The following is a 20,330-nucleotide window of genomic DNA, read 5'->3' as shown; positions in this document are numbered from 1 at the left end:
TTGTCGCGCTTGAGCGACGCAAGTGAGCAAAGGAGCAAGTCAGATGACTCGCATACACAAGTGGCTACCGAAATTCGCCCTGGTGGCAGCCTCGGTGATGGCGATTTCGGCAACAGCCGGGGCCGCTGAAAAACCCAACATTCTGGTGATTTTCGGCGATGACATCGGCCAGACCAACATCAGCGCCTATTCGATGGGCGTGGTCGGGTACAAGACGCCGAACATCGACCGCATCGCCAAAGAAGGCATGATGTTCACCGACTATTACGCGGAGAACAGCTGCACGGCTGGACGCTCATCCTTCATCACCGGACAGACACCGCTGCGTACTGGCCTGTCGAAAGTGGGCGCGCCCGGTGCCTCGGTAGGCCTGCAAAAACGTGACATCACCATCGCCCAGGCACTCAAATCCCAAGGCTACGCCACCGGCCAGTTCGGCAAGAACCACTTGGGCGACAAGGATGAATACCTGCCGACCAACCACGGTTTCGACGAGTTCTTCGGCAACCTGTACCACCTCAACGCCGAAGAAGAACCCGAGCGTCCGTACTGGCCCAAGGACGACCCTGAGTTCGTCAAGGCCAACTCCCCGCGTGGCGTGATTCACAGCTTCGCTGACGGCAAAATCGAAGACACCGGCGCACTGACCACCAAGCGCATGGAAACCATCGACGACGAAACCACCGCCGCCGCGCAGGCGTTTATCGAGAAACAGGCCAAGGCGGACAAACCGTTCTTCGTCTGGATGAACACCACGCGCATGCACCTGTTCACCCACGTGCGCGAGTCGATGAAGGGCCAGAGCGGCATGCCCGGCAACGAGTACGCCGATGGCATGCTGGAACACGATGGCGACGTCGGCAAACTGCTGAAAACCCTCGACGACCTGAAAATCACCGACAACACCATTGTCGTCTACACCACCGACAACGGCCCGAACCAGTTCTCCTGGCCGGACGCGGCGACCACGCCGTTCCGCAACGAGAAGAACTCCAACTGGGAAGGCGCCTATCGCGTACCGGCGATGATTCGCTGGCCGGGCAAGGTCAAACCGGGTGAAGTCTCCAACGAGATGTTCTCCGGTCTTGACTGGTTCCCGACGCTGCTGGCGGCTGCCGGCGACACCGGTGTGAAAGACAAACTCCTTAAAGGCTGGGCACCGACCTCGGGCGGCACCAACTTCAAAGTGCACCTGGACGGTTACAACCAACTGCCGTACCTGACCGGTCAACAGCCAAAAGGCGAGCGCAAGGAGTTCTACTACTTCAACGATGACGGTGTGCTGGTGTCGATGCGTTTCGACAACTGGAAAGCCGTGTTCTGCGAGCAACGCGCACCGGGCGGCTTCAAGGTCTGGAGCGAACCGTTCGTATGCCTGCGGGTGCCGAAAATCTTCAACCTGCGGATGGACCCGTTTGAACGCGCGGATACCGTTTCCGATCAGTATTACGACTGGACTACCAAAAACGTCTACCTGGTTGCGCAAGCGGTTACCAAGTCTGCGCAGTTCCTGCAGACCTTCATCGAGTATCCGCCGAGCCAGAAACCGGCCAGCTTCAGCGTTGACCAGATCCGTGCTGCCGTAGACAAAAAAATCGAAGAAAAAATGAAAACTGCACAGTAAGACCGCTTGACTGCCGCTCGCCTTCACCGGCGAGCGGCCCTATTTTGACTTGAGACCGCGTCGGCCCCATCGCGAGCAGGCTCGCTCCCACATTTGAAATGCGGTCCACTGTGGGAGCGAGCCTGCTCGCGATGGGGCCGGCAGGGTCGCAGACTTTTTCGAATTGGAACAAGGCAATCCGCAATGACCTCACGTGTCGCTAGCAAGTCGTCGGCCATCCCTGCCACTCAGAGCAAAGCCCCGGTGCTGCTGATTCCCGCCCTGTTGCTGTTCGTCTCCGGTGCCGCGGCGCTGGTGTATCAGGTGCTGTGGATCAAGCAGTTATCGTTGGTGGTCGGCGTCGAGGTGTACGCCATCACCACCGGGATCAGCGCCTTTTTTGCCGGATTGGCGTTAGGCGGTTTGCTGTTTGGCCGGTGGGCCGATCGCTTGCAGCGGCCGGTTCTGCTCTACGCAGGGTTGGAAGTGCTGGTGGCGGTGCTCGGTGTCGGTGCCACCTTCGCCATGAGCCTCGCAGCCAGCCCGTTTGCCTGGCTGGAACAGCAAGTCGGCCTGCTGGCCTGGGTGTTGCCGTTTGCGCTGGTGGGCATTCCGGCGCTGCTGATGGGCGGCACCCTGCCGGTGCTTGTTCGCTCGTTGGCAGCAAACCCGCAACAGCTGGGCAAGGCCGGCGGTCAGCTTTACGCGGCGAACACCGCCGGGGCCATCGCCGGCACCCTGCTCGCCGCGTTTGTGTTGATTGCGACCCTCGGTGTACGCGGTAGTGCCTTGGCCGCGGCCATGCTGAACCTGCTGGCCGCCGTCGGTGCCTTGTGGCTCCAACGCCACCGCTCGCTACCGAGCGATACTGCGCCGGTCAAGCACCACGCCGACAAAGCACCCGATCGCGTTGCCTTGTGGCTTTACTCAATTGCCGGCGGCGTAGCCCTCGGTTACGAAGTGGTCTGGTCGCAGTCCATCGTGCAGTTCATGAGCACCCGTACTTACGCCTTTGCGGTGGTGTTGGCGACGTACCTCACCGGGCTGTTTCTCGGCAGCATCCTGCTGGCCCGTCGGGTTGATCGCATTCGCGATCCCTGGGGTGTGTTCGGTTTGCTGATCGCCTGTGCCGGGCTCGTCGCGTTGCTGGAAATCGCCTTGCTCGGACGCTGGCTGGTGGTCGCCCAAAGCCTGGCCGAAACCTGGGTGTTGTTGTTGGGTGCGAGTGACCTGCTGGGCATGACCGCGCGGTTTGCGGTGGCGGCAGTGAGCATCGTGTTTGTACCGACCCTGCTGCTCGGCGCCGCCTTTCCGCTGGCCCTGCGCTTGAGCGTCGGCCGCGAGCGGGTCGGTCAGGCTGTCGGCGCGGTGGTGGCGTTCAATACGCTGGGCGGGATTATCGGAGTGATGCTCTGCGGGTTTGTGCTGATCCCGTTGCTGGGGCTGGTCCGAACCCTGGGCCTGCTGGCGATTGTCGCTGCCGGGATTGGGTACTTCGCGGTGCGCAAGGGTCATGGGGTCAAGAAAGGCCGGCGCCAGGCTGTGGTCACTATCGGCCTGTTGTCGATTGCGCTGGCCGTTTTTACGCCAGTGAACAAACTCGCCAGCCTGCTCCCCGGTGCACGCAACGCCACTCTGGCTTTTTACGAAGAAGGACGCGGTGGGACCGTCGCCGTGGTCACTCAGGGCAAGGGACAGAAAGCGTTCCAGCGCTTGTACATTCAGGGCGTGTCCAACACAGGCGACGCCATGCCGTCCCTGCGCTACATGCGTATCCAGGCGTTGCTGCCACTGCTGATCCACAATGGCGAACCGCGCTCGGCGCTGGTGATCGGTTTTGGCACCGGCATCACCGCTGGCGCCCTGACGCGCTATCCGGGGCTGGAGCATCGTGTCGTGGCCGAACTGCTGCCATCGGTGGTCAAAGCCGCACCGTTGTTCAAAGGCAACTTCAATGCGGCCGCCGACCCCGGCGTTGACGTACGCCTGCACGATGGCCGACAGGAATTGCTGCGCAACCCACAGCGCTACGACTTGATCACCCTCGAACCGCCACCGCCCTCCGCTGCTGGCGTGGTGAATCTGTATTCACGGGACTTCTATCAATTGGCCGCCAGTCGCCTGGAGAAACAAGGCCTGGTCGCTCAATGGTTGCCGCTGCCCACCCAGAACATCGACGATTCGCGCTCACTGGTGCGCAGCTTTCTCGACGTGTTCCCTTACGCCACCCTGTGGACCAGTGAGTTCCACGAAATGCTGCTGGTGGGCTCGATGGAACCGATCGAACTGGACGCGACGAAAATCAGCCAACGCTTCCAACAGGAAACGGTGCGCAGCACCTTGCAGGACGTGGGCATTGGCTCCGCTGCCGCGTTGCTCTCGACCTGGGTCACCGATCGTGCAGGCCTGGAGCGTTTCGCTGCCGACGCCCAACCGGTGACCGACGATCAGCCGCGTATCGAATATGCGCCGTGGGTGCGTGCCAAGGAGATCAGCCGCGTACTGCCGGCCCTGCTGGACCTGCGTACAGCGCCACCACTGGTGAATGCCGATGCGGGTTTCAACGAGCGGATGAACGCGCACCAGCAACGCCTGATGCAGTTTTATCGGGCGAGCCTGCATGCTTATGACGGTGACCGGGACGCGTGGGCCAGGCATATTCGCGAGGTGATGCGCGGGGATGGGGGGAATCCGTATTTCCGGTGGTTTGTCGGGGAGTGATGCAGCGCCTCCGCAACCGTCATTTGACAGACGCCGGCCATCCGGCAAAGCTGCATCGAGCTTGAACCCGCGCCTGACGGCAAACGCACCCGGACTATGGAAGTCGCAATGCCGAAACATAAAAATAAAGCGGTACAGCCAAACCCTGATTCGCCACCGACCTTGATTAACCGTTACCTGTTTCCCGTCACCTTCGGCGTTTTGCTGTTGGCCATAGCGGGCATCGGCTGGTTTCTGTTCAGCAGCAAACCGGCCCCCGTGACTTATGCGCCTGTCAGTACGCCGGTCGCTCAGCCGGCCAAACCGCAACCGGTCGCCGTGGCGCCGGCAACGATGGTCGATGAGCAACAATGCCAAGGCTGCCACAGCGAGCAGGTCAAGGACTGGCAAGGCTCCCATCACCAATTGGCAATGCAGGAGGCCAATGCCGAAACAATGCTGGGCGACTTCAATAACGTCACCTTCAAAGCGGAAAACGAAACCACCCGTTTCTCGCGCAAGGACGACGGTTTCTGGGTCAACACCCCCGGGATTGACGGCAAGAATGCCGACTTCAAGGTCGTCTACACCTTCGGCATCGCGCCGCTGCAGCAATACCTGATCGAGGTCAGCGAAGGTCGGTTGCAAGCCCTCGGCGTGGCCTGGGATACCGAAAAGCACCGCTGGTTTCACCTCTATCCGGGCCAGGGCGTGAACTTCAAAGACCCGTTGCACTGGAGCAAGCCGAGCCAGAACGCCAACTTCATGTGCGTCGAGTGCCATACCACCGGTTACAAACGCAATTTCGATGCTGCGAAAAACACCTTCGACAGTCACTGGAACAGTCTCGGTGTCGGCTGCCAGGCTTGCCATGGTCCGGCCTCCAATCACCTGGAATGGACGGCAAAAAAAGCTGACCTGATCCATGCCGGTTTTACCGTCGACCTGAAGGACAAGAACGCCACTGTCGAAATCGAAACCTGTGCGCGCTGCCACTCGCGCCGCGCGCCATTGGGCGACGGCTTCACCGCCGGCAAGCGCCTGATGGATGACTACCTGCCGAGCCCCCTGACCCGCGAGTTGTACGCGCTGGACGGCAAGATCAAGGACGAAGTGTTCGAGCACGGCTCCTTCGCCCAGAGCAAAATGTTCGACAAGGGCGTGCGCTGCAGCAACTGCCACAACCCGCACAGCACCGAGCTCAAGGCGCCGGGCAACGGTGTTTGCCTGCAATGCCACAACACTGCCGGCAAGACCTCGGTGGAAGGCGTTGATGGCCAAGGCCTGCAAGCGAAGAATTACGATTCCATCGAACACACCCGCCACACCATGGGCCAACCGGGTTCGCAGTGCGTGGATTGCCACATGCCCGGCAAGTTCTACATGGGCAATGACTTCAGGCATGACCACAGTTTCAGCATCCCCAACCCTGAGCGGGCGAAAAAACTCGGCACACCGGACGCTTGCCTGACCTGTCACCAGGGCAAGGCTGGCGACAAGGTCACCGAGCAATTCAAGCTCTGGAACACCACCACCGCGCAGGCACCGCGTTACGACGAAAGCCTGTGGCTGATTCGCAATGGTCAGCCCGGCGCGGCGCAAGCCTTGTACGAGCAGCTTCAACGCAGCAATTTGCCAGCGATCCAACGCGCGACCCTGCTGGCCGAGTTGCCGCTGTACCCAAGCGAACAGGCGTTGAAACTGGCCACCAAGGACTTGAACAACCCGGCCCCGCAAGTGCGTGAAAGCGCCGTTCGGGCGATCAGCGCGTTCCTGCCGCCACCGGAGCGTGCGTCGCTGCTGACGCCGTTGCTGGCCGACCCGGTGAAGGCTGTGCGGATTGCCGCGGCTCGGGATCTACTGAGCGTGGCCCGTAATGGATTGGGCAGCGCCCAGGACAACTGGAACGCGGCCATCGCCGAATACGAAGCGGTGCAAAAGAGCCTGCTGGAACGCGCCGAAGCCAACCTCAACCTCGCCATGCTCTATCAAGCCAGCGGTCGTAGCGGCGAAGTCGAAGCGCTGCTGCGTACCGCCCTCAAGCGCGATCCGGATTTCTACCCGGCGCTGGTGACGCTGGTGCAATGGCTGGAGGCGAACGGGCGCAGTCAGGAAGCTCAGACGCTGCTGGAGCAGAGCCTGAAAGAACACCCGGATGCCGCCCTGCTGCAACACACTCAAGGCCTGTCGCTGGTACGCGCGGGCAAATCCGCCCAGGCCATGCCGGCCCTGCGCAAAGCCGCGCAACTGGAGCCGCAGAACGCCCAGTACGGTTACGTGTTGGCGGTGGCGTTGCACGACAGCGGCAAGGTCGATGAGGCCTGCGAAGAGCTGGAGCGATTGTTGAAAGTGCAGCCGGCCAATCGCAATGCTCGGTTGTCGTTGATCCAGTACTACCTGGATAACGGACAGGAACCGAAGGCACAGGTGCTGTTGCAGGGCTGGAAGAAAATGAACATGGGGGATCCGGCGTTGAAGTGATCTTGAACGCGTTCGGTCTGTAACCTGTAGCAGCTGCCGAGCAGCGCGAGGCTGCGTTCGGCGACGAAGTCGTCGTAAACCCTGCAAACGCGGTTTTCCTGTAAACCGTATCGCCTGATTTCACGGCGACTTCGTCGCCGAACGCAGCCTCGCGCTGCTCGGCAGCTGCTACATGGACGGTGGAATTACCATGACGACCCGCTCTTCAACGCCAACTCCCGCCGACTGTTCGCCCGCATCGCCTTGATCAACGACACCGTCCCCACCAGCAAAATCGCCGCGCCGAACAGGAAGTCGATGTTGTACAGCTGAAAGTCTTGCAACGGCCCCACCAGCAATATCCGGACTGCACCGATACTCACCAGCGTGGCGAGAAAATCGATGCCCGGCTCGTCGCGATAAAACACGTGCATCAGCGGCAGGCAAATCACCAGCAGCAACAGCAGGACGATCACCTTGAACGAGCCTTTGCGCTCGACGCTGAACGCGCATTCATGGGTGGCGTAGGGTTTGTAATCTTCCTCGCGAACCAACGAATGTTTCTCGTTGATGTACTCGGCCCGGTTGTACTTCTGAATGGGCGTAAAGGCGTTCGACATCTCCATCACCGTGGTGATGTGGCGAAAGCGCAAGTCGATGCGCTCATTGCCCTTGAGGTAATACAGCACCGGTTTGTAACCGTAGCGGTAGGTGTCGAAGGGAAACTCGGTGGCGCGCCCCTGCACGCCAATCGGTCGCGGCTCGAGCTCCGCGTAGGCACTTTTGTTGTCAGAAGCGAGGTTTCGGCTCAGGGATTTGATCCTCACCTGTTCGAGGAAAATCGGCGTGGCGCCGTAGGACCATTGCAGCGGCTCGAGGCGCAGGCGCAGCTCGTTTCGGCCCAGGTCGTAGCGGTTGAAAGTGCGCTCGGAAACAATCACCGCGCCGCTGAGCATGAACTCGCCACGCAGGTTGTTGGTGATGCGCAGGGTCAGCTGATCCTTGCCCAGCGACAGCGCATCGGCGGCCGGTGGCGTGCCGCACCAGGCGTAACTGTCGAACGCACCACCCAACTGCCCGCCGCGGTTTTCCTGGAACACATAAAAGTAACCGCCCCACAGGGTCAACATCAGCAGCAACGCGATTAACCCTAAAATCTTTTTGCCCACGCTCAAACCAGACTCCTTTCGATACAACTTCCTTATGAGGTGCGGACTCTACCAAAAGTGCCATCATCGACCCAAGCGAAACCCTCAACGTCGCCTGAACAACGGTCGCGGCTCAATCACCGAGCGCCCATACAACACACTCATCCCGGCCAGTCCCTTGAGCGCATCTTCGGCGGACTTGTCCTCACGCACCGCGAAGCTGTCGAACCCGCATTGACGCATGTGGCTGAGTTGATCGCGCAGTACATCGCCGACCGCGCGTAACTCGCCCGTCCAGCCCAATCGAGTGCGCAACAAGTACGCCTGGCTGTAACCGCGCCCATCACGAAAACTCGGAAAGTCGAGGGCAATCAGCGGTAGGAGTGAAAACCACGGCTTGAGACTTTCCACCTCATCGTCCGGCCCCAACCACACGCCCTTTTGCGGTGGGCCTTCAAGCCAACGGGCCAACGGCAGAATCATTGCACCCGCCGGCCATTCATCGTTGACATCCCTGACCAGGGTCCATGGATCATCAGCGACAATCCGCGCCACACCCTCCTCCAACCGAAGCAAATTGTTCATGTCGACACCTCCAGCAGCTTCGGGTAGACCCGCTCTTTGAACGGCTCCAGGCCGATGCGCTGCAAGGTGTCGACGAACACTTCCTCGCTCTCGCGGTAATTGACGAACGTGGCGATGATCTGCTCGATCACCTCGGGCACTTCGGCGGCGCTGAAGGACGGGCCGATGACTTTGCCCAATGCGCTGTTCTTGCCCTGGGCTCCGCCGAGGGTGATCTGGTACCACTCGCTGCCGTTCTTATCGACCCCCAGAATGCCGATGTTGCCGATGTGGTGGTGGCCGCAGGCGTTCATGCAGCCGGAAATGTTCAAGCTGATATCGCCCAGGTCATGCAGATAGTCGAGGTCTTCGAAGCGTGCCTGAATGGCTTGCGCGATGGGGATCGACTTGGCATTGGCCAGCGCGCAGAAGTCGCCGCCGGGGCAGGCGATGATGTCGGTCAGCAAACCGATATTGGCGCAGCCCAGCCCCTGTTCGCAGGCGCGACTCCAGAGCGTGTAGAGATCAGCCTTGGGCACGTCGGGCAAGACAATGTTCTGTTCATGGGCGATGCGAATTTCGCCAAAACCGAATTGCTCGGACCAGCCGGCCACCGCCTCCATTTGCTCGGCCGTGACATCACCCGGCGGTGAGGCAATGCCCGGTTTGGTCGACAGCACCACGCTGGCGTAGCCCGGCACTTTGTGCGGCTGAACGTTGCGCGACACCCAACGGGCGAAGGCCGGGTTTTCGGACAGGCGTGTGCCGAAATCGAGGTCGGTGTCCGCCAGTGCGCGGTAATCCGGTGGCACAAAGGCACTGGCCACACGCTCATACTCGACGTTGGTCAACTGCGCCGGGCCGTCCTTGAGGTACTGCCACTCCTCCTCCACTTCCCGGGCAAAGGCTTCGATGCCCAGCGCCTTGACCAGAATCTTGATCCGCGCCTTGTACTTGTTGTCCCGCCGACCGTGGCGGTTATAGACGCGCAGCACCGCCTCGACGTAGGACAGCAGGTGTTGCCACGGCAACCCTTCGCGGATCTGCAAGCCGAGGATCGGCGTGCGCCCCAATCCGCCGCCGACGATGACCCGCAGCAGCATTTGCCCGTCGGTACCCGGGTAAAGATAGAGGCCGATGTCATGCATCATGATCGCCGCCCGGTCCTGTTCCGCCGAGCAGATGGCGATCTTGAACTTGCGCGGCAGGAACAGGAATTCCGGGTTGATGGTCGACCATTGCCGGAGGATTTCTGCCAGTGGTCGCGGGTCGATCATTTCATCCGCTGCAACTCCGGCAAAGGCTTCGGTGGTGATGTTGCGTACGCAGTTGCCGGAAGTCTGGATCGCGTGCATTTCCACGTGTGCCAGGCGTTCGAGGATGTCCGGCACCTGGGCCAGTTCGATCCAGTTGAACTGCATGTTCTGCCGGGTGGTGAAGTGGCCGTAGCCGCGATCGTAATCCCGGGCGATGCTCGCCAGCGTGCGCATTTGTGGCGCGCTTAACGTGCCGTAAGGAATCGCCACGCGCAGCATGTAGGCGTGTTTTTGCATGTACAGGCCGTTTTGCAAACGCAGCGGCAGGAATTCTTCTTCGCTCAACTCATCCGCCATAAAGCGTTCGACCTGATCGCGAAACTGCGCGACCCGCTCAAAGACCAGGGCCCGGTCATAGTCATCGTACTGATACATGTGGCTACCTCATCAGGATTGATCGCACGCTCTGCCCCGTAGCAGCTGTCGAGCAGCGCGAGGCTGCGTTCGGTTCGGGCCGCGTTCGGACGCAGCAGTCGTAAACCCTGTGTACCCGGTTTACCTGACCCACCGAGTCGCTTGATTTCACGACGGCTTCGCCGCCGAACGCAGCCTCGCGCTGCTCGACAGCTGCTACGGGTTTGGTGGTGTTTGTGGTAGCGACTATGGACCTTCGGCGCAGTGCATTACAGATTCACCTGAATGATAAAAAACCGTATCAGGTTGTGGCAGATGGCCGCAGGGTTACCTCAAATCTGATCCGCATAAACTCTGTTTTTCTGAGTCTGTTTTGTTTCCGGTGGGGTTTCTACAGTGGACGACATGCCAGTCCGGGTGGCCTGGCAAGACTTTGCAACCGTGGAAGCATTGACCATGAGCACAGCAGCAATCGGACAGGCCTATAACTACAAGGTCGTCCGCCAATTCGTCGTGGCAACCGTGGTTTGGGGTGTCGTGGGGATGGCGATGGGGGTGTGGATCGCCTCGCAACTGGTGTGGCCGCAGATGAACCTCGACCTGCCATGGACCACCTTCGGCCGCTTGCGCCCGCTGCACACCAGCCTGGTGATTTTCGGCTTTGCCGGCAGCGCACAATTCGCCGCCAGTTATTACGCGGTGCAGCGCACCTGCCAGGTGCGGCTGTTTTCGGACAAGCTCGCCGCATTCACCTTTTGGGGCTGGCAGTCAGTGATCGTGGTGATGCTGATCACCCTGCCGCTGGGCTACACCACCACCAAGGAATACGCCGAGATCGAATTCTCCGGCGCGGTGTGGATGACGGTGGTCTGGGTCGCCTATGCCATCGTGTTTTTCACCACCGTGGTGCAGCGCAAGACCAAGCACATCTATGTCGGCAACTGGTTTTTCGGCGCGTTCATCGTGGTGATTGCGATGCTGCACGTGGTCAATCACTTGGCGATCCCGGTGGACTGGTTCAAGTCCTATCCGGTGTATTCCGGGGCGACCGACGCCATGGTGCAGTGGTGGTACGGGCACAACGCAGTGGGGTTCTTCCTGACCACCGGGTTCCTCGGGATGATGTATTACTTCGTGCCGAAACAGGTCGGACGACCGGTGTATTCCTATCGGCTGTCGATCGTGCACTTTTGGGCGCTGATCACCCTGTACATCTGGGCCGGTCCGCACCACTTGCATTACACCGCCCTGCCGGACTGGGCGCAGTCGCTCGGCATGGCGATGTCGCTGATTCTGCTGGCACCGAGCTGGGGCGGGATGATCAACGGCATGATGACGCTGTCGGGGGCCTGGCATAAATTGCGCACCGACCCGATCCTGCGCTTTTTGGTGTTGTCCCTGGCCTTCTACGGGATGTCGACGTTCGAAGGGCCGATGATGGCGATCAAGACGGTCAACGCCCTCTCCCACTACACAGACTGGACCATCGGCCACGTCCACGCCGGGGCCCTCGGTTGGGTAGCGATGATCACGTTTGGCGCCATCTACCACATGGTCCCGAAAGTCTTCGGCCGCCCGCAGATGCACAGCATCGGCCTGATCAACGCGCACTTCTGGCTGGCGACCATTGGCACCGTGCTGTACATCGCCTCGATGTGGGTCAACGGCATCACCCAGGGCTTGATGTGGCGCGCGATCAACGACGACGGCACGCTGACGTACTCCTTCGTCGAAGCCTTGCAGGCCAGCCATCCAGGGTTCGTGGTGCGCTTCGCCGGCGGGGTGTTCTTCCTCAGCGGGATGTTGCTGATGGCTTACAACGTCTGGCGCACGGTGCGGGTTTCGGACGTCGAAATGGCCCACCGCGAAGCGCAGATTGCCTGAGGCGAGGGGCTTGAGATGATTGAGGTCGTGCTGAATGTGCTGGGCGTCGTGGGACTTTGGCTGGCGGTTGAATACTGCCTGAAACACCAGACTGCAGAGAGTCTGGATGAAGCCAGTCTGATTCCGTTTGCCGATGACCCGGAGGTGGCGCGGCGGGTGGAGTTGGCGACGGGTAAGACCGTGAAGGCGGTGGCGCCGGAAGAAGCGAAACCGGGGTGGGGGAATTTGGAAGCTTGAGGGGAGTCAGCTAAGGCCACCCCTCACCCTAACCCTCCCGAAACGTCGGACCGCCCCAGGGGGTAGAGGGGACTGACCGAGGTGTTCTTTCAATTTACATCGACCTGAAATATCGAGCCGAACTCAGGTCTTGAAAGCCATGGAGATCTGCTCCCTTTCCCCCTCTCCCCGCTGGGGAGAGGGCTGGGGTGAGGGGTGGTTCTTGACCTTAGCTGCGCTCGCGGGGAATCAGGCTCTGCAACTGCTGCGCCAGAAAGTTCGCATCGAACGCAAAGGTATCCGGATCTTTCAAGCCATTGGTCTTGCGCCATTGCCAGCTGCTGGACGGTGGCAGGCATACCAGCGAAATGCTGCCGTAGCGCGCGGCCGTCAGGCCCATCACGGCCAGTGAAATCTGACCACCGGCACCCATCACGTCCGGCACAAATTCAACCGGTTTACCGGCGATCACAATGGACAGCTTCTCGGTCTTGAAGGTCGACGTTTCGACCGGAACGCTCGGCCCCGAGGCGACATACGCCTCGCGGCTCACCTCCAGCAGATTCGGCGCCTGGACCGGTTCCAGCCATTGCTGGATCTGATCGAACAGTTCACCAATGCGCGTCGCCCACACGGCCGATTGCGACTCGAACAGTTGCTTCTTGTGCGCTTCGCTTTCTGCGTAATGGCGAAGCATCTCACCCAGTTGCTGTACATCGTCCATTGCGGTGATCCTTTGTTGAAACGGTGCTGCGGACTTTGAGCATGGCAGATGCGCGCTGCCGGCGTACGACTAAAAGCGTGAACGGTATTGGCTGGGCGTCATCGCCAGGTATTTGCGAAAGGCACTGCCCATGTGGGACTGATGGGCGAAGCCGGCGTCCAGGGCGATGTCGGCCAGGGACAGGTCAGAGTGTTCGATCATCCGGCGTGCCGCCTGGAGCCGCACTTCAACGAGGTAAGCGTGGGGTGTCAGGCCGATGGTCCGGGTGAAGTCGCGCAGAAAGCGCAGCTCGTTTTGCCCGTAGGTGGCCGCCAATTGTTCCAGGGTCAGGGGTTCATGGAACTGCTCGGCGATCTGATCCAGCACTCGGGTGAAAACCCTGGGCGTGGCACGTTGCGCGATATCTGCCTTTGAACTCACCAAACCAACGAATTCCACCGCACTTTGCTCAAGCGCCAGACTGTCCGGTTGCGGAGCGAGCAACAGACAACGCAGTTCCCGGCCCAGCATCAGCGCACGGCGATTACCTGAAGACTGCACACGGTGGTCAACCGAGGGTAAATGCTGATGGGCCAACGACTCGTCCAGTCGCATCAGCAGGTATTCGCCACCGCTGGCCGATTCGGAAAACACTTCCACGCCGACCGGGGTGTAAGCCAGTACGCCTGGCAAGGTGTCGAAATCCACCCGATGATCCGAATCGATGGCGTGCACGCCGTGTTGACGTTCCAGTGTCACCCCAAGGGTTTGCCACTGCACAGGGTCACGCGCGCTGTAAGCCGCACGGGGCAAAAGCTGCAGGCAGAGTCTGCCGTCCAGCAGCTCTTGGCTCAGCACCGCTGGCATGTGAAATTTCCTGATAGATCGTTATGAAGAGCCACGGGTACTCTCAACTAAGGGCATGCTCGAACAAAGGGTTGCCATCAACAGGAGCACGACATGCGCACCATCGGCCTAATCGGCGGCATGAGCTGGGAGTCCAGCGCCGAGTATTACCGTCTCATCAACCAGCAGGTGCGCGACCGGCTCGGGCCATTGCGTTCGGCGAAATTGCTAATGTACAGCGTCGACTTCGGGCCTGTCGAACAGGCCCAGCATGCCGGGCGCTGGGACGATGCGGCGGCGATTCTGGTGGATGCGGCGCAGCGGCTGCAGGCGGGTGGTGCCGATTGCGTGGTGCTGTGCACCAACACCATGCACAAAGTGGCCGGGCAGATTCAGGCAGCGATCAGTATTCCGTTTCTGCACATCGCCGACCCGGCGGGTCAGGCTGCCGTCGAGGCTGGCGCGCTGAAGATTGGATTGCTCGGCACAGCGTTCACCATGGAGCAGGACTTCCTCAAGGAGCGCCTGACTTCAATGGGGCTGACCGTACTGGTGCCGGAGGCTGATGAACGTCAGGCCGTCCACCGGATCATCTATGACGAGTTGTGCGTCGGGGTGGTCAGCGAGGCGTCACGCAAGGTCTATCAGCAGGTCATCGAATCACTGACCCGACGTGGCGCCCAGGCCATCATCCTCGGCTGCACGGAAATCGGCCTGCTGATCAAACCCGAGCACAGCGCCCTGCCCTTGCTCGACACCACCGAACTGCATGCGCAGGCGGCGGTGGCGTTCGCCTTGGGCGAGTGACTCAACCGGCCTTGGGTGTGCGACGCAGACGCGCCATGCTCAAGGCATCCACCAGCACGCCGTCACGCACGGCGTAGTCGCGAAACAGCCCTTCGGTGTCGAAGCCGAACTTGCGGTAGAGCCCGATAGCGGCTTCGTTGTCGGCGTAGACCGAAAGCTCGACCCGTTGCAGGTTCATCCAGTTGTCGGCGATGTCCAGCGCCGCCGCCAACAGCTTCGAGCCGACGCCCTTGCCCTGCCAGCCCACCGCGACACCCATGCCGAGATTGCCTGCATGGCTGCGGCGGATCCGCGAAAACTGCTCCAGGCCAATATTGCCGATGACCGTCCCTTGATGCAGCGCCACCAGCTGCACCACCCGCTCGTTGTCCGGCGCCAGGCGCTTGCGCCAGACTTCGGTGGACTGAAACGGCATTTGCAGCACCTGACGGGTAATGGCGGGGTCGTTGTAGAGCGCGGTAATGCCGTCAATGTGGGATTCGTTGAAACGTTCGAGGGTGATGACAGCGTCAATGGCGGGCATGGGTGATTCATCCTTGAGACAGACATGGCCGCCCACTCTATACCGTCGCAGGTTGTTCGAACCACTCCCGCCGCTCTTCGAAGGTGTTCTGGATCAGCTCGACGATCATTTGCACCTGCGCTTGCCCCTCGGATTCGGCATTGACCGCCATCCACACCTGACGCTGCATCGGTTGACTGAACAGCCCCGGCAATTCAATCAGGCCGCGGTCGAAGCGGCTGATGTATCCGGGCAGCAGGCCAATGCAGGCACTGCAACGGATCATCTCCAGCATCAGCTCATAGGAATGCAACTGCACCACTCCGGCCAGACGCTGGTCCACGAGGGTATTCCACGGCCGAAAGCTGTCGACCTGACGATCATGCTGCCATTGCACCAGCAGGAAATCCGTCAGGTCGTCGAGGCTGTCTGGCCGCGACGCGACCCGTGAATAACGTTTGGCGATGTGGGGCAAGTAGTCGAGCCGTGCCAGACGCCGGGGCTCACTGACCGCAAAACTCGGGCCTGGCTGCGCTGAATCGGTGCCGGCCAGCCATAGCACCACATCGGCACTGACGGCTTGCAGGGACAGTTCACTGTCCAGGGTGATGATGTCCAGGCGCACGCTGGCGTTGCGCCGCAACAAGGCGACCAGATCGCGACCGAGAATGTCATGCAGGATTGATTCGGCGACGGCCAGGCGAATCAGCGGCTGTTCGATCACCGGCAAGTCGCGCTCGTGGGCCAAAGCAATCAACTGCGATTGCAGCTGCAACCCGTCACGACTGAGGGCAACGCCATTCTCTGAGTGGCTGAATAGCGAACACTGCAGGTGCGCTTCAAGCTGCGCCAATTGTTTGCGCAGCTGGGTGGTCTTGATGTTGAGACTGCGGGCCGCCTGCATGAAACAGCCGCAACGGGCACTGACCCGAAAAGACTGCGCCAGTACCGGATCGATGCCTGCCGCCAGAGTGCGCCAGGATGAGGTTTTTTCTACGGGCGAGCGGTACTCGGCAATTTGCTGACGACCTGTGGTTTCCATGAATGGCATCGCTGACTCCCTGTCGATCTGTCCTTGAAAGCCTCATCCTGCGCAGCGTTTATGAACCTGATGTGACACCCAGGGCGGAAAATCGATTCAGCCGCCAGGGGTTTGCCGAAAACTCACCGCCAGGCGATTCCAGCTGTTGATCGTGGTGACGGCGATGGTCAGGTCGACCATCTCGCCTTCGTTGAACTGCTCCCGGGCCTGCGCGTAGACCTCGTCCGGCACATGGCTTTCAGAGAGCAAGGTGACGGCTTCGGTCCAGGCCAGCGCCGCGCGTTCTCGCGCATTGAAGAAACCGCTGTCGCGCCAGACCACAATCGAATACAAACGACGGTCAGTCTCGCCGAGTCGCCGGGCATCCACCGAGTGCATGTCGGTGCAGAAAGCGCAGCCATTGAGTTGCGAGGCACGGATCTTGATCAAGTGCAGCAAGGCCGGCTCGACGCTGAGGTTGCTGGTCAAGGCCTCCATGGCAATCATCGCTTTCATCGCTTTGGGCGATGCACTGTAGTAATCCAGGCGGGCGTTCATGGAGTGACCTCGTGGATCGAATGTGTACCCCTCAAGGTAGGCGTTGATACGCAGGCGTTACAGATCCAATTCTACGAAATACCCGTGGACCACTCAGGCACCAGACCAATCGGAGGTTTTTCGCCCACGCAACTTTTGCGCAGGCGCTCATGCGGGTAATCTGGCCCGACGCACACGCGCCTCAATCGCCCCAGGAGCTTCGCCGGTATGGAACTTCACGTTGTCATCAACGGCCGCAAGGACCTGGCAGGCCAGTTGTACAACCAACTGCGCAGCGCCATCGAATCCGGCCGCCTGGCAGCCGGGACGCAACTGCCGCCCAGTCGTTTGCTGGCAGAACAACTGGGCATTTCGCGCAAGACCATTTCCGACACCTACACGCAACTGACCTACGAAAACTTCCTCACCGGGGTCATTGGCAAAGGCACCTACGTCAACGCCCGACCGGCGAAAATCACCCGTAAACAGAGCCATTCGGAATTGGCCAGCGCCGAGGTCATCGAGTCCTGGCGCAACCTTCCGGTGTTCCTGCGCCATCCGACGCTGGAAGGTTCGTTGCGCTACGACTTCATCGGTGGCGCCACCAGCAAGGGCCAGTTTCCCCAGGATGACTGGCGGCGCTGCACCGCTCACGCCTTGCGCCAGATCGCCGCGTCCAAGGGCTTCTACAGCCTGCCCGAAGGCTTGCCGGCGCTGCGTAATGCGATCGCCCGGCACATCGCGTTTTCGCGCGGGGTCAATTGCCAGGACGAAGACGTGGTGGTGTGCAACGGCGCGCAACAGGCACTGGACCTTATCTCTCGGGTGCTCACGCGTCCCGGCAGCCTTGTCGCCATGGAAGACCCCGGCTATCCGCCTGCACGCCTGTTGTTCGGTACCCACGGTGCCACGGTGATCGGCGTCCCGGTGGATGCCGAAGGCATTCAGGTGGACAAAATCCCCCTTGGCACCCGGCTGATCTACGTCACGCCGTCGCACCAGTTCCCGCTCGGCATGCCGATGAGCCCGGCGCGCCGGGTGGCGCTGCTGGAGCGGGCCCATGAGTTGGGCGCGATCATCATTGAGGACGATTACGACAGCGAATTTCGCTACGAAGGCCGTCCCACCGACTCGCTGCAAAGCATGGACGAACGCGGCATCGTCGCCTACGTCGGGACCTTTTCGAAAACCCTGCTGCCGGAGCTGCGCCTGGGTTATACGATCCTGCCGCCAGCGATTCTCGAAGCGGTCATTCGAGCCAAGCAGCTCACCGATCTGCACACCTCCACCCTGCCCCAATGGGCGCTGGCCAAATTCATCGCCGAAGGCTGTCTGCTCAAGCACATCCGGCGCTGCCATACGATCTATGCCGGACGTCGTGAGCGGATCCTCGAGCGCATGGCTGGGGATCTTTCACCGTGGCTCGAGGCTGTCCCGACCACCGCCGGGTTCCACATGGTGGTTATGTGCAAAGTGCCTATTGATATTCCATTGGTGATCACACTTGCGAAAAAGGTCGAAGTCGGGGTGTATCCCATCGACAGCTTTTTCTATCAACAAGCGCCGCAGTCCGGGCTTTTCCTCGGTTTTGGCGCCATCGAAACCCTCGACATCGACATCGCCCTGGACCGCCTGCGGGACATTTTGCAGCAGGTCGCCTGACGGATTGGTCTGCGTTTTTATCCCGCGATTGGCTATTGGTGGTCCGCGGATGCAGGCCTATCCTGCATAAGCGTTATCCCTCAATGAGCAGGATGCGTCCGGCCTGATTCAGGAGTGTGAGCAATGTCCAACGAAGTGATCAATACCGTTAAGGTGCAGGCCGCCGCCGGCCGCTCGGACGAACTGGGCAAGCAACTGCAAAAGATTGTCGACACCCTGCGCGAACTACCGGGCTGTGATTCCTATATGCTCGACCGCTGCCCCGAGGACGACAACCGCTGGACTGTCAGCGCCCGCTGGCAATCGGAAGCGGCCATGCAGATGCATTTCAACTGCCCTGAAGTACAAGGCTTTATCAGCCTGATCGACAGCCGCCTGGCAAACAGCGTCGACTTCAACAGTTTTCCTATCGTTTAAAAATTAGGTCGCCACCTTCGGCCACTCCTACAGGGTTATGGGTACCCCTGCAGGAGTGGCTGGAGGCGGCGATCTTGTTTTTTAAAAAGCGCATGATTGGTCCCCTCGCCTTCACGAAAATTGGCTGTTTGATTGGCCTTGGCCGAGACTTACTGTGGTCCCTGACAACTAACCACAGCAGGTGATAACCCATGAACGCCTTACGCTACTGTGCTGCGCCCCTCGCCGCCCTCGCCCTGATCTTTTCCGCCGCGACATACGCTCATGAAGCCGCGCCTTCGGAGAAGGTCACCGTGTTGCAGGACCAGATGTTGAAAAACGTGCCCAATAAAAAGGCGCTGATGATCGAGGTCGACTATCTGCCCGGCCAATCGTCCATCGCCCACAAGCACGAGGGCACGGCCATGGCTTACGTGATTTCGGGAGAAATCATTTCCCAGGTCAAAGGCGAAAAGGCGATCACTTACAAGGCCGGTGAATATTGGTACGAGCCGGCCGGTTCGGAGCATTTGGTCTCGAAAAATGCCAGTACCACCAAATCCGCCAAACTGTTGGTGTTTATGGTGTTAGCGCCAGAAGAAAAAGTATTGATCCCTTTGGAAAACTGATAGCTGTTGCGCCAGCCATAAATAAACAGGCCCGAATTAACAATTCGGGCCTGTTTATTTCCCGGCGCAATTAACCGGGGCCTTTTAAACCAAACAAAACTAGTAATCACCGGACAAGTGCAGTATTTAGCCATTTCATTCAGTGACGACAGGTTTAGTCTGGAATCTCCGCCGACTGTGTCCGGCCTATTAACTTTCCGACTCAAGTTGTTTCACGGGAGAAACACCATGAAACTTGCACTTGTCAGCACCTTGACGATGACGATTCTTTTAACGGGCTGTTCAATACCCACTGCACCGAAGGCTGTTTCTTCGCTCGACGGCGTCTTTACCGAGCCGGTCGGCCGCAGCAGTACCACACATGTCACCAATGGCAGCAACGTTTCCCTGGGCATCGTCTACAGCCGCAACACTCAGACCAACCGCGCCTACCTTCAGGATTACCAGGCCAACGCCGGCACCGGTTTCGGCCAGAGCCTGCTGGTGCAATCGATTCACGACGCCTACGTCGCCACCTCCAAACCGGACCTGGCGGTGGACTGGGTTAAAGCATCCTTGCAGCGTCAGTTTGGCTCGGTGACGGTATACCCGGACATGCAAAGTCTCAGGGCCGCTAAACCAGACGTGGTCGCCGTCGTCGACACGCGCAGTCAATTGATGACGTCGCGCAGTTCGGACATCAGCGCGAATGTCAGCGCGGCGTTCTACGATTCCAACTACAACTACATCGGCACAGCACAAGGGCATGACGCTAAAGAACTGAGCCCGGTATGGGCGGACTATAAACGCAGCGAAGAGATAGTTGCCGACATTAACGAACAACAGAATGTGCAAGTTCGGGCCTTGCAGAAGTTTGACCAGTCGCTCAGTAATTTATTGACCAGACCGACAGATAAAGTGTCGATGAACAATAATGCAGCAGGCATACAGTTGTATTGAATGTGATGCCCCCTTCGCGAGCAAGTCGGATCGCCGCACCGCC

At 60.0% G+C, this 20,330-nt stretch carries 18 protein-coding genes; 10 read left to right on the top strand and 8 right to left on the bottom strand.

The features are described from left to right. Positions 1–43: 43 nt before the first annotated feature. The 3 genes from KGB23_RS06410 to KGB23_RS06400 all read left to right on the top strand — a co-directional run bounded on the left by KGB23_RS06410 (position 44) and on the right by KGB23_RS06400 (position 6,784). Positions 44–1,624 (top strand): arylsulfatase, encoded by a 1,581-nt coding sequence (locus KGB23_RS06410; RefSeq protein ID WP_223430339.1) that lies wholly within the window; start codon positions 44–46, stop codon positions 1,622–1,624. Between the two features lie 183 nt (positions 1,625–1,807). Then, positions 1,808–4,324 carry a fused MFS/spermidine synthase gene (locus tag KGB23_RS06405; RefSeq protein WP_223430338.1) on the top strand — a complete coding sequence of 839 codons (2,517 nt, stop codon included), beginning with the start codon at positions 1,808–1,810 and terminating at the stop codon, positions 4,322–4,324. 108 nt (positions 4,325–4,432) lie between these two features. Beyond that, the gene (locus tag KGB23_RS06400; RefSeq protein ID WP_223430337.1) at positions 4,433–6,784 is read left to right on the top strand and encodes a tetratricopeptide repeat protein; all 2,352 of its coding nucleotides are present in this window, start codon (positions 4,433–4,435) and stop codon (positions 6,782–6,784) included. Positions 6,785–6,969: 185 nt separating this feature from the next. Here the strand turns inward: KGB23_RS06400 and KGB23_RS06395 are convergent, their stop codons facing one another. From KGB23_RS06395 to KGB23_RS06385, 3 genes are all read right to left on the bottom strand, one after another. After that, on the bottom strand, positions 6,970–7,938 hold the full coding sequence (locus KGB23_RS06395) for a hypothetical protein (RefSeq protein ID WP_223430336.1): 969 nt from the start codon (positions 7,936–7,938) through the stop codon (positions 6,970–6,972). Between the two features lie 78 nt (positions 7,939–8,016). Beyond that, positions 8,017–8,496 carry a DUF934 domain-containing protein gene (locus KGB23_RS06390; RefSeq protein WP_223430335.1) on the bottom strand — a complete coding sequence of 160 codons (480 nt, stop codon included), beginning with the start codon at positions 8,494–8,496 and terminating at the stop codon, positions 8,017–8,019. After that, positions 8,493–10,166 carry a nitrite/sulfite reductase gene (locus tag KGB23_RS06385; RefSeq protein WP_223430334.1) on the bottom strand — a complete coding sequence of 558 codons (1,674 nt, stop codon included), beginning with the start codon at positions 10,164–10,166 and terminating at the stop codon, positions 8,493–8,495. Before KGB23_RS06385 ends, KGB23_RS06390 begins: the two co-directional genes overlap by 4 nt. Before the next feature lie 435 nt (positions 10,167–10,601). Here KGB23_RS06385 and ccoN point away from each other — a divergent pair, with 435 nt between their 5' ends. Further along, the gene (gene ccoN, locus KGB23_RS06380) at positions 10,602–12,029 is read left to right on the top strand and encodes a cytochrome-c oxidase, cbb3-type subunit I (protein ID WP_223430333.1); all 1,428 of its coding nucleotides are present in this window, start codon (positions 10,602–10,604) and stop codon (positions 12,027–12,029) included. A 15-nt stretch (positions 12,030–12,044) separates the two neighbouring features. Beyond that, complete coding sequence (locus KGB23_RS06375) at positions 12,045–12,266, top strand: cbb3-type cytochrome c oxidase subunit 3 (protein WP_223430332.1); 222 nt, start codon at positions 12,045–12,047, stop codon at positions 12,264–12,266. 208 nt (positions 12,267–12,474) lie between these two features. On the opposite strand, the gene KGB23_RS06370 is transcribed toward KGB23_RS06375, so the two are convergent. Both KGB23_RS06370 and KGB23_RS06365 read right to left on the bottom strand, forming a co-directional pair. Then, the gene (locus tag KGB23_RS06370) at positions 12,475–12,969 is read right to left on the bottom strand and encodes a hypothetical protein (RefSeq protein ID WP_046046933.1); all 495 of its coding nucleotides are present in this window, start codon (positions 12,967–12,969) and stop codon (positions 12,475–12,477) included. A 69-nt stretch (positions 12,970–13,038) separates the two neighbouring features. Beyond that, positions 13,039–13,815 carry a helix-turn-helix domain-containing protein gene (locus tag KGB23_RS06365; RefSeq protein WP_223430331.1) on the bottom strand — a complete coding sequence of 259 codons (777 nt, stop codon included), beginning with the start codon at positions 13,813–13,815 and terminating at the stop codon, positions 13,039–13,041. Between the two features lie 93 nt (positions 13,816–13,908). Between KGB23_RS06365 and KGB23_RS06360 the strand changes: the two genes are divergently transcribed. Continuing rightward, positions 13,909–14,601, top strand: a complete 693-nt coding sequence (locus KGB23_RS06360; RefSeq protein WP_134097061.1) for an aspartate/glutamate racemase family protein — start codon at positions 13,909–13,911, stop codon at positions 14,599–14,601. A gap of 1 nt (position 14,602) precedes the next feature. Here the strand turns inward: KGB23_RS06360 and KGB23_RS06355 are convergent, their stop codons facing one another. From KGB23_RS06355 to KGB23_RS06345, 3 genes are all read right to left on the bottom strand, one after another. Further along, positions 14,603–15,124: a GNAT family N-acetyltransferase gene (locus KGB23_RS06355; RefSeq protein ID WP_223430330.1), complete on the bottom strand. Its 522-nt coding sequence runs from the start codon at positions 15,122–15,124 to the stop codon at positions 14,603–14,605. Positions 15,125–15,161: 37 nt separating this feature from the next. Next, complete coding sequence (locus KGB23_RS06350; protein ID WP_223430329.1) at positions 15,162–16,154, bottom strand: LysR family transcriptional regulator; 993 nt, start codon at positions 16,152–16,154, stop codon at positions 15,162–15,164. A gap of 87 nt (positions 16,155–16,241) precedes the next feature. Next, on the bottom strand, positions 16,242–16,682 hold the full coding sequence (locus tag KGB23_RS06345; protein ID WP_223430328.1) for a carboxymuconolactone decarboxylase family protein: 441 nt from the start codon (positions 16,680–16,682) through the stop codon (positions 16,242–16,244). Positions 16,683–16,889: 207 nt separating this feature from the next. On the opposite strand from KGB23_RS06345, the gene KGB23_RS06340 reads away from it, so the two are divergent. The 4 genes from KGB23_RS06340 to KGB23_RS06325 all read left to right on the top strand — a co-directional run bounded on the left by KGB23_RS06340 (position 16,890) and on the right by KGB23_RS06325 (position 20,287). Next, positions 16,890–18,323, top strand: coding sequence for a PLP-dependent aminotransferase family protein (locus tag KGB23_RS06340; RefSeq protein ID WP_223430327.1), 1,434 nt, complete (start codon positions 16,890–16,892; stop codon positions 18,321–18,323). A gap of 123 nt (positions 18,324–18,446) precedes the next feature. Further along, entirely contained in the window at positions 18,447–18,740 is a 294-nt protein-coding gene (locus tag KGB23_RS06335; protein ID WP_223430326.1) for a putative quinol monooxygenase, read from the top strand. A 191-nt stretch (positions 18,741–18,931) separates the two neighbouring features. Then, entirely contained in the window at positions 18,932–19,348 is a 417-nt protein-coding gene (locus KGB23_RS06330; protein ID WP_223430325.1) for a cupin domain-containing protein, read from the top strand. A 228-nt stretch (positions 19,349–19,576) separates the two neighbouring features. After that, entirely contained in the window at positions 19,577–20,287 is a 711-nt protein-coding gene (locus tag KGB23_RS06325; protein ID WP_223430324.1) for an ATPase, read from the top strand. Positions 20,288–20,330 lie beyond the last annotated feature (43 nt).

The sequence above is a fragment of the Pseudomonas sp. GL-B-26 genome, assembly GCF_019947405.1.
GTDB lineage: Bacteria > Pseudomonadota > Gammaproteobacteria > Pseudomonadales > Pseudomonadaceae > Aquipseudomonas.
This window is presented reverse-complemented; position numbering and strand designations above follow the sequence as displayed.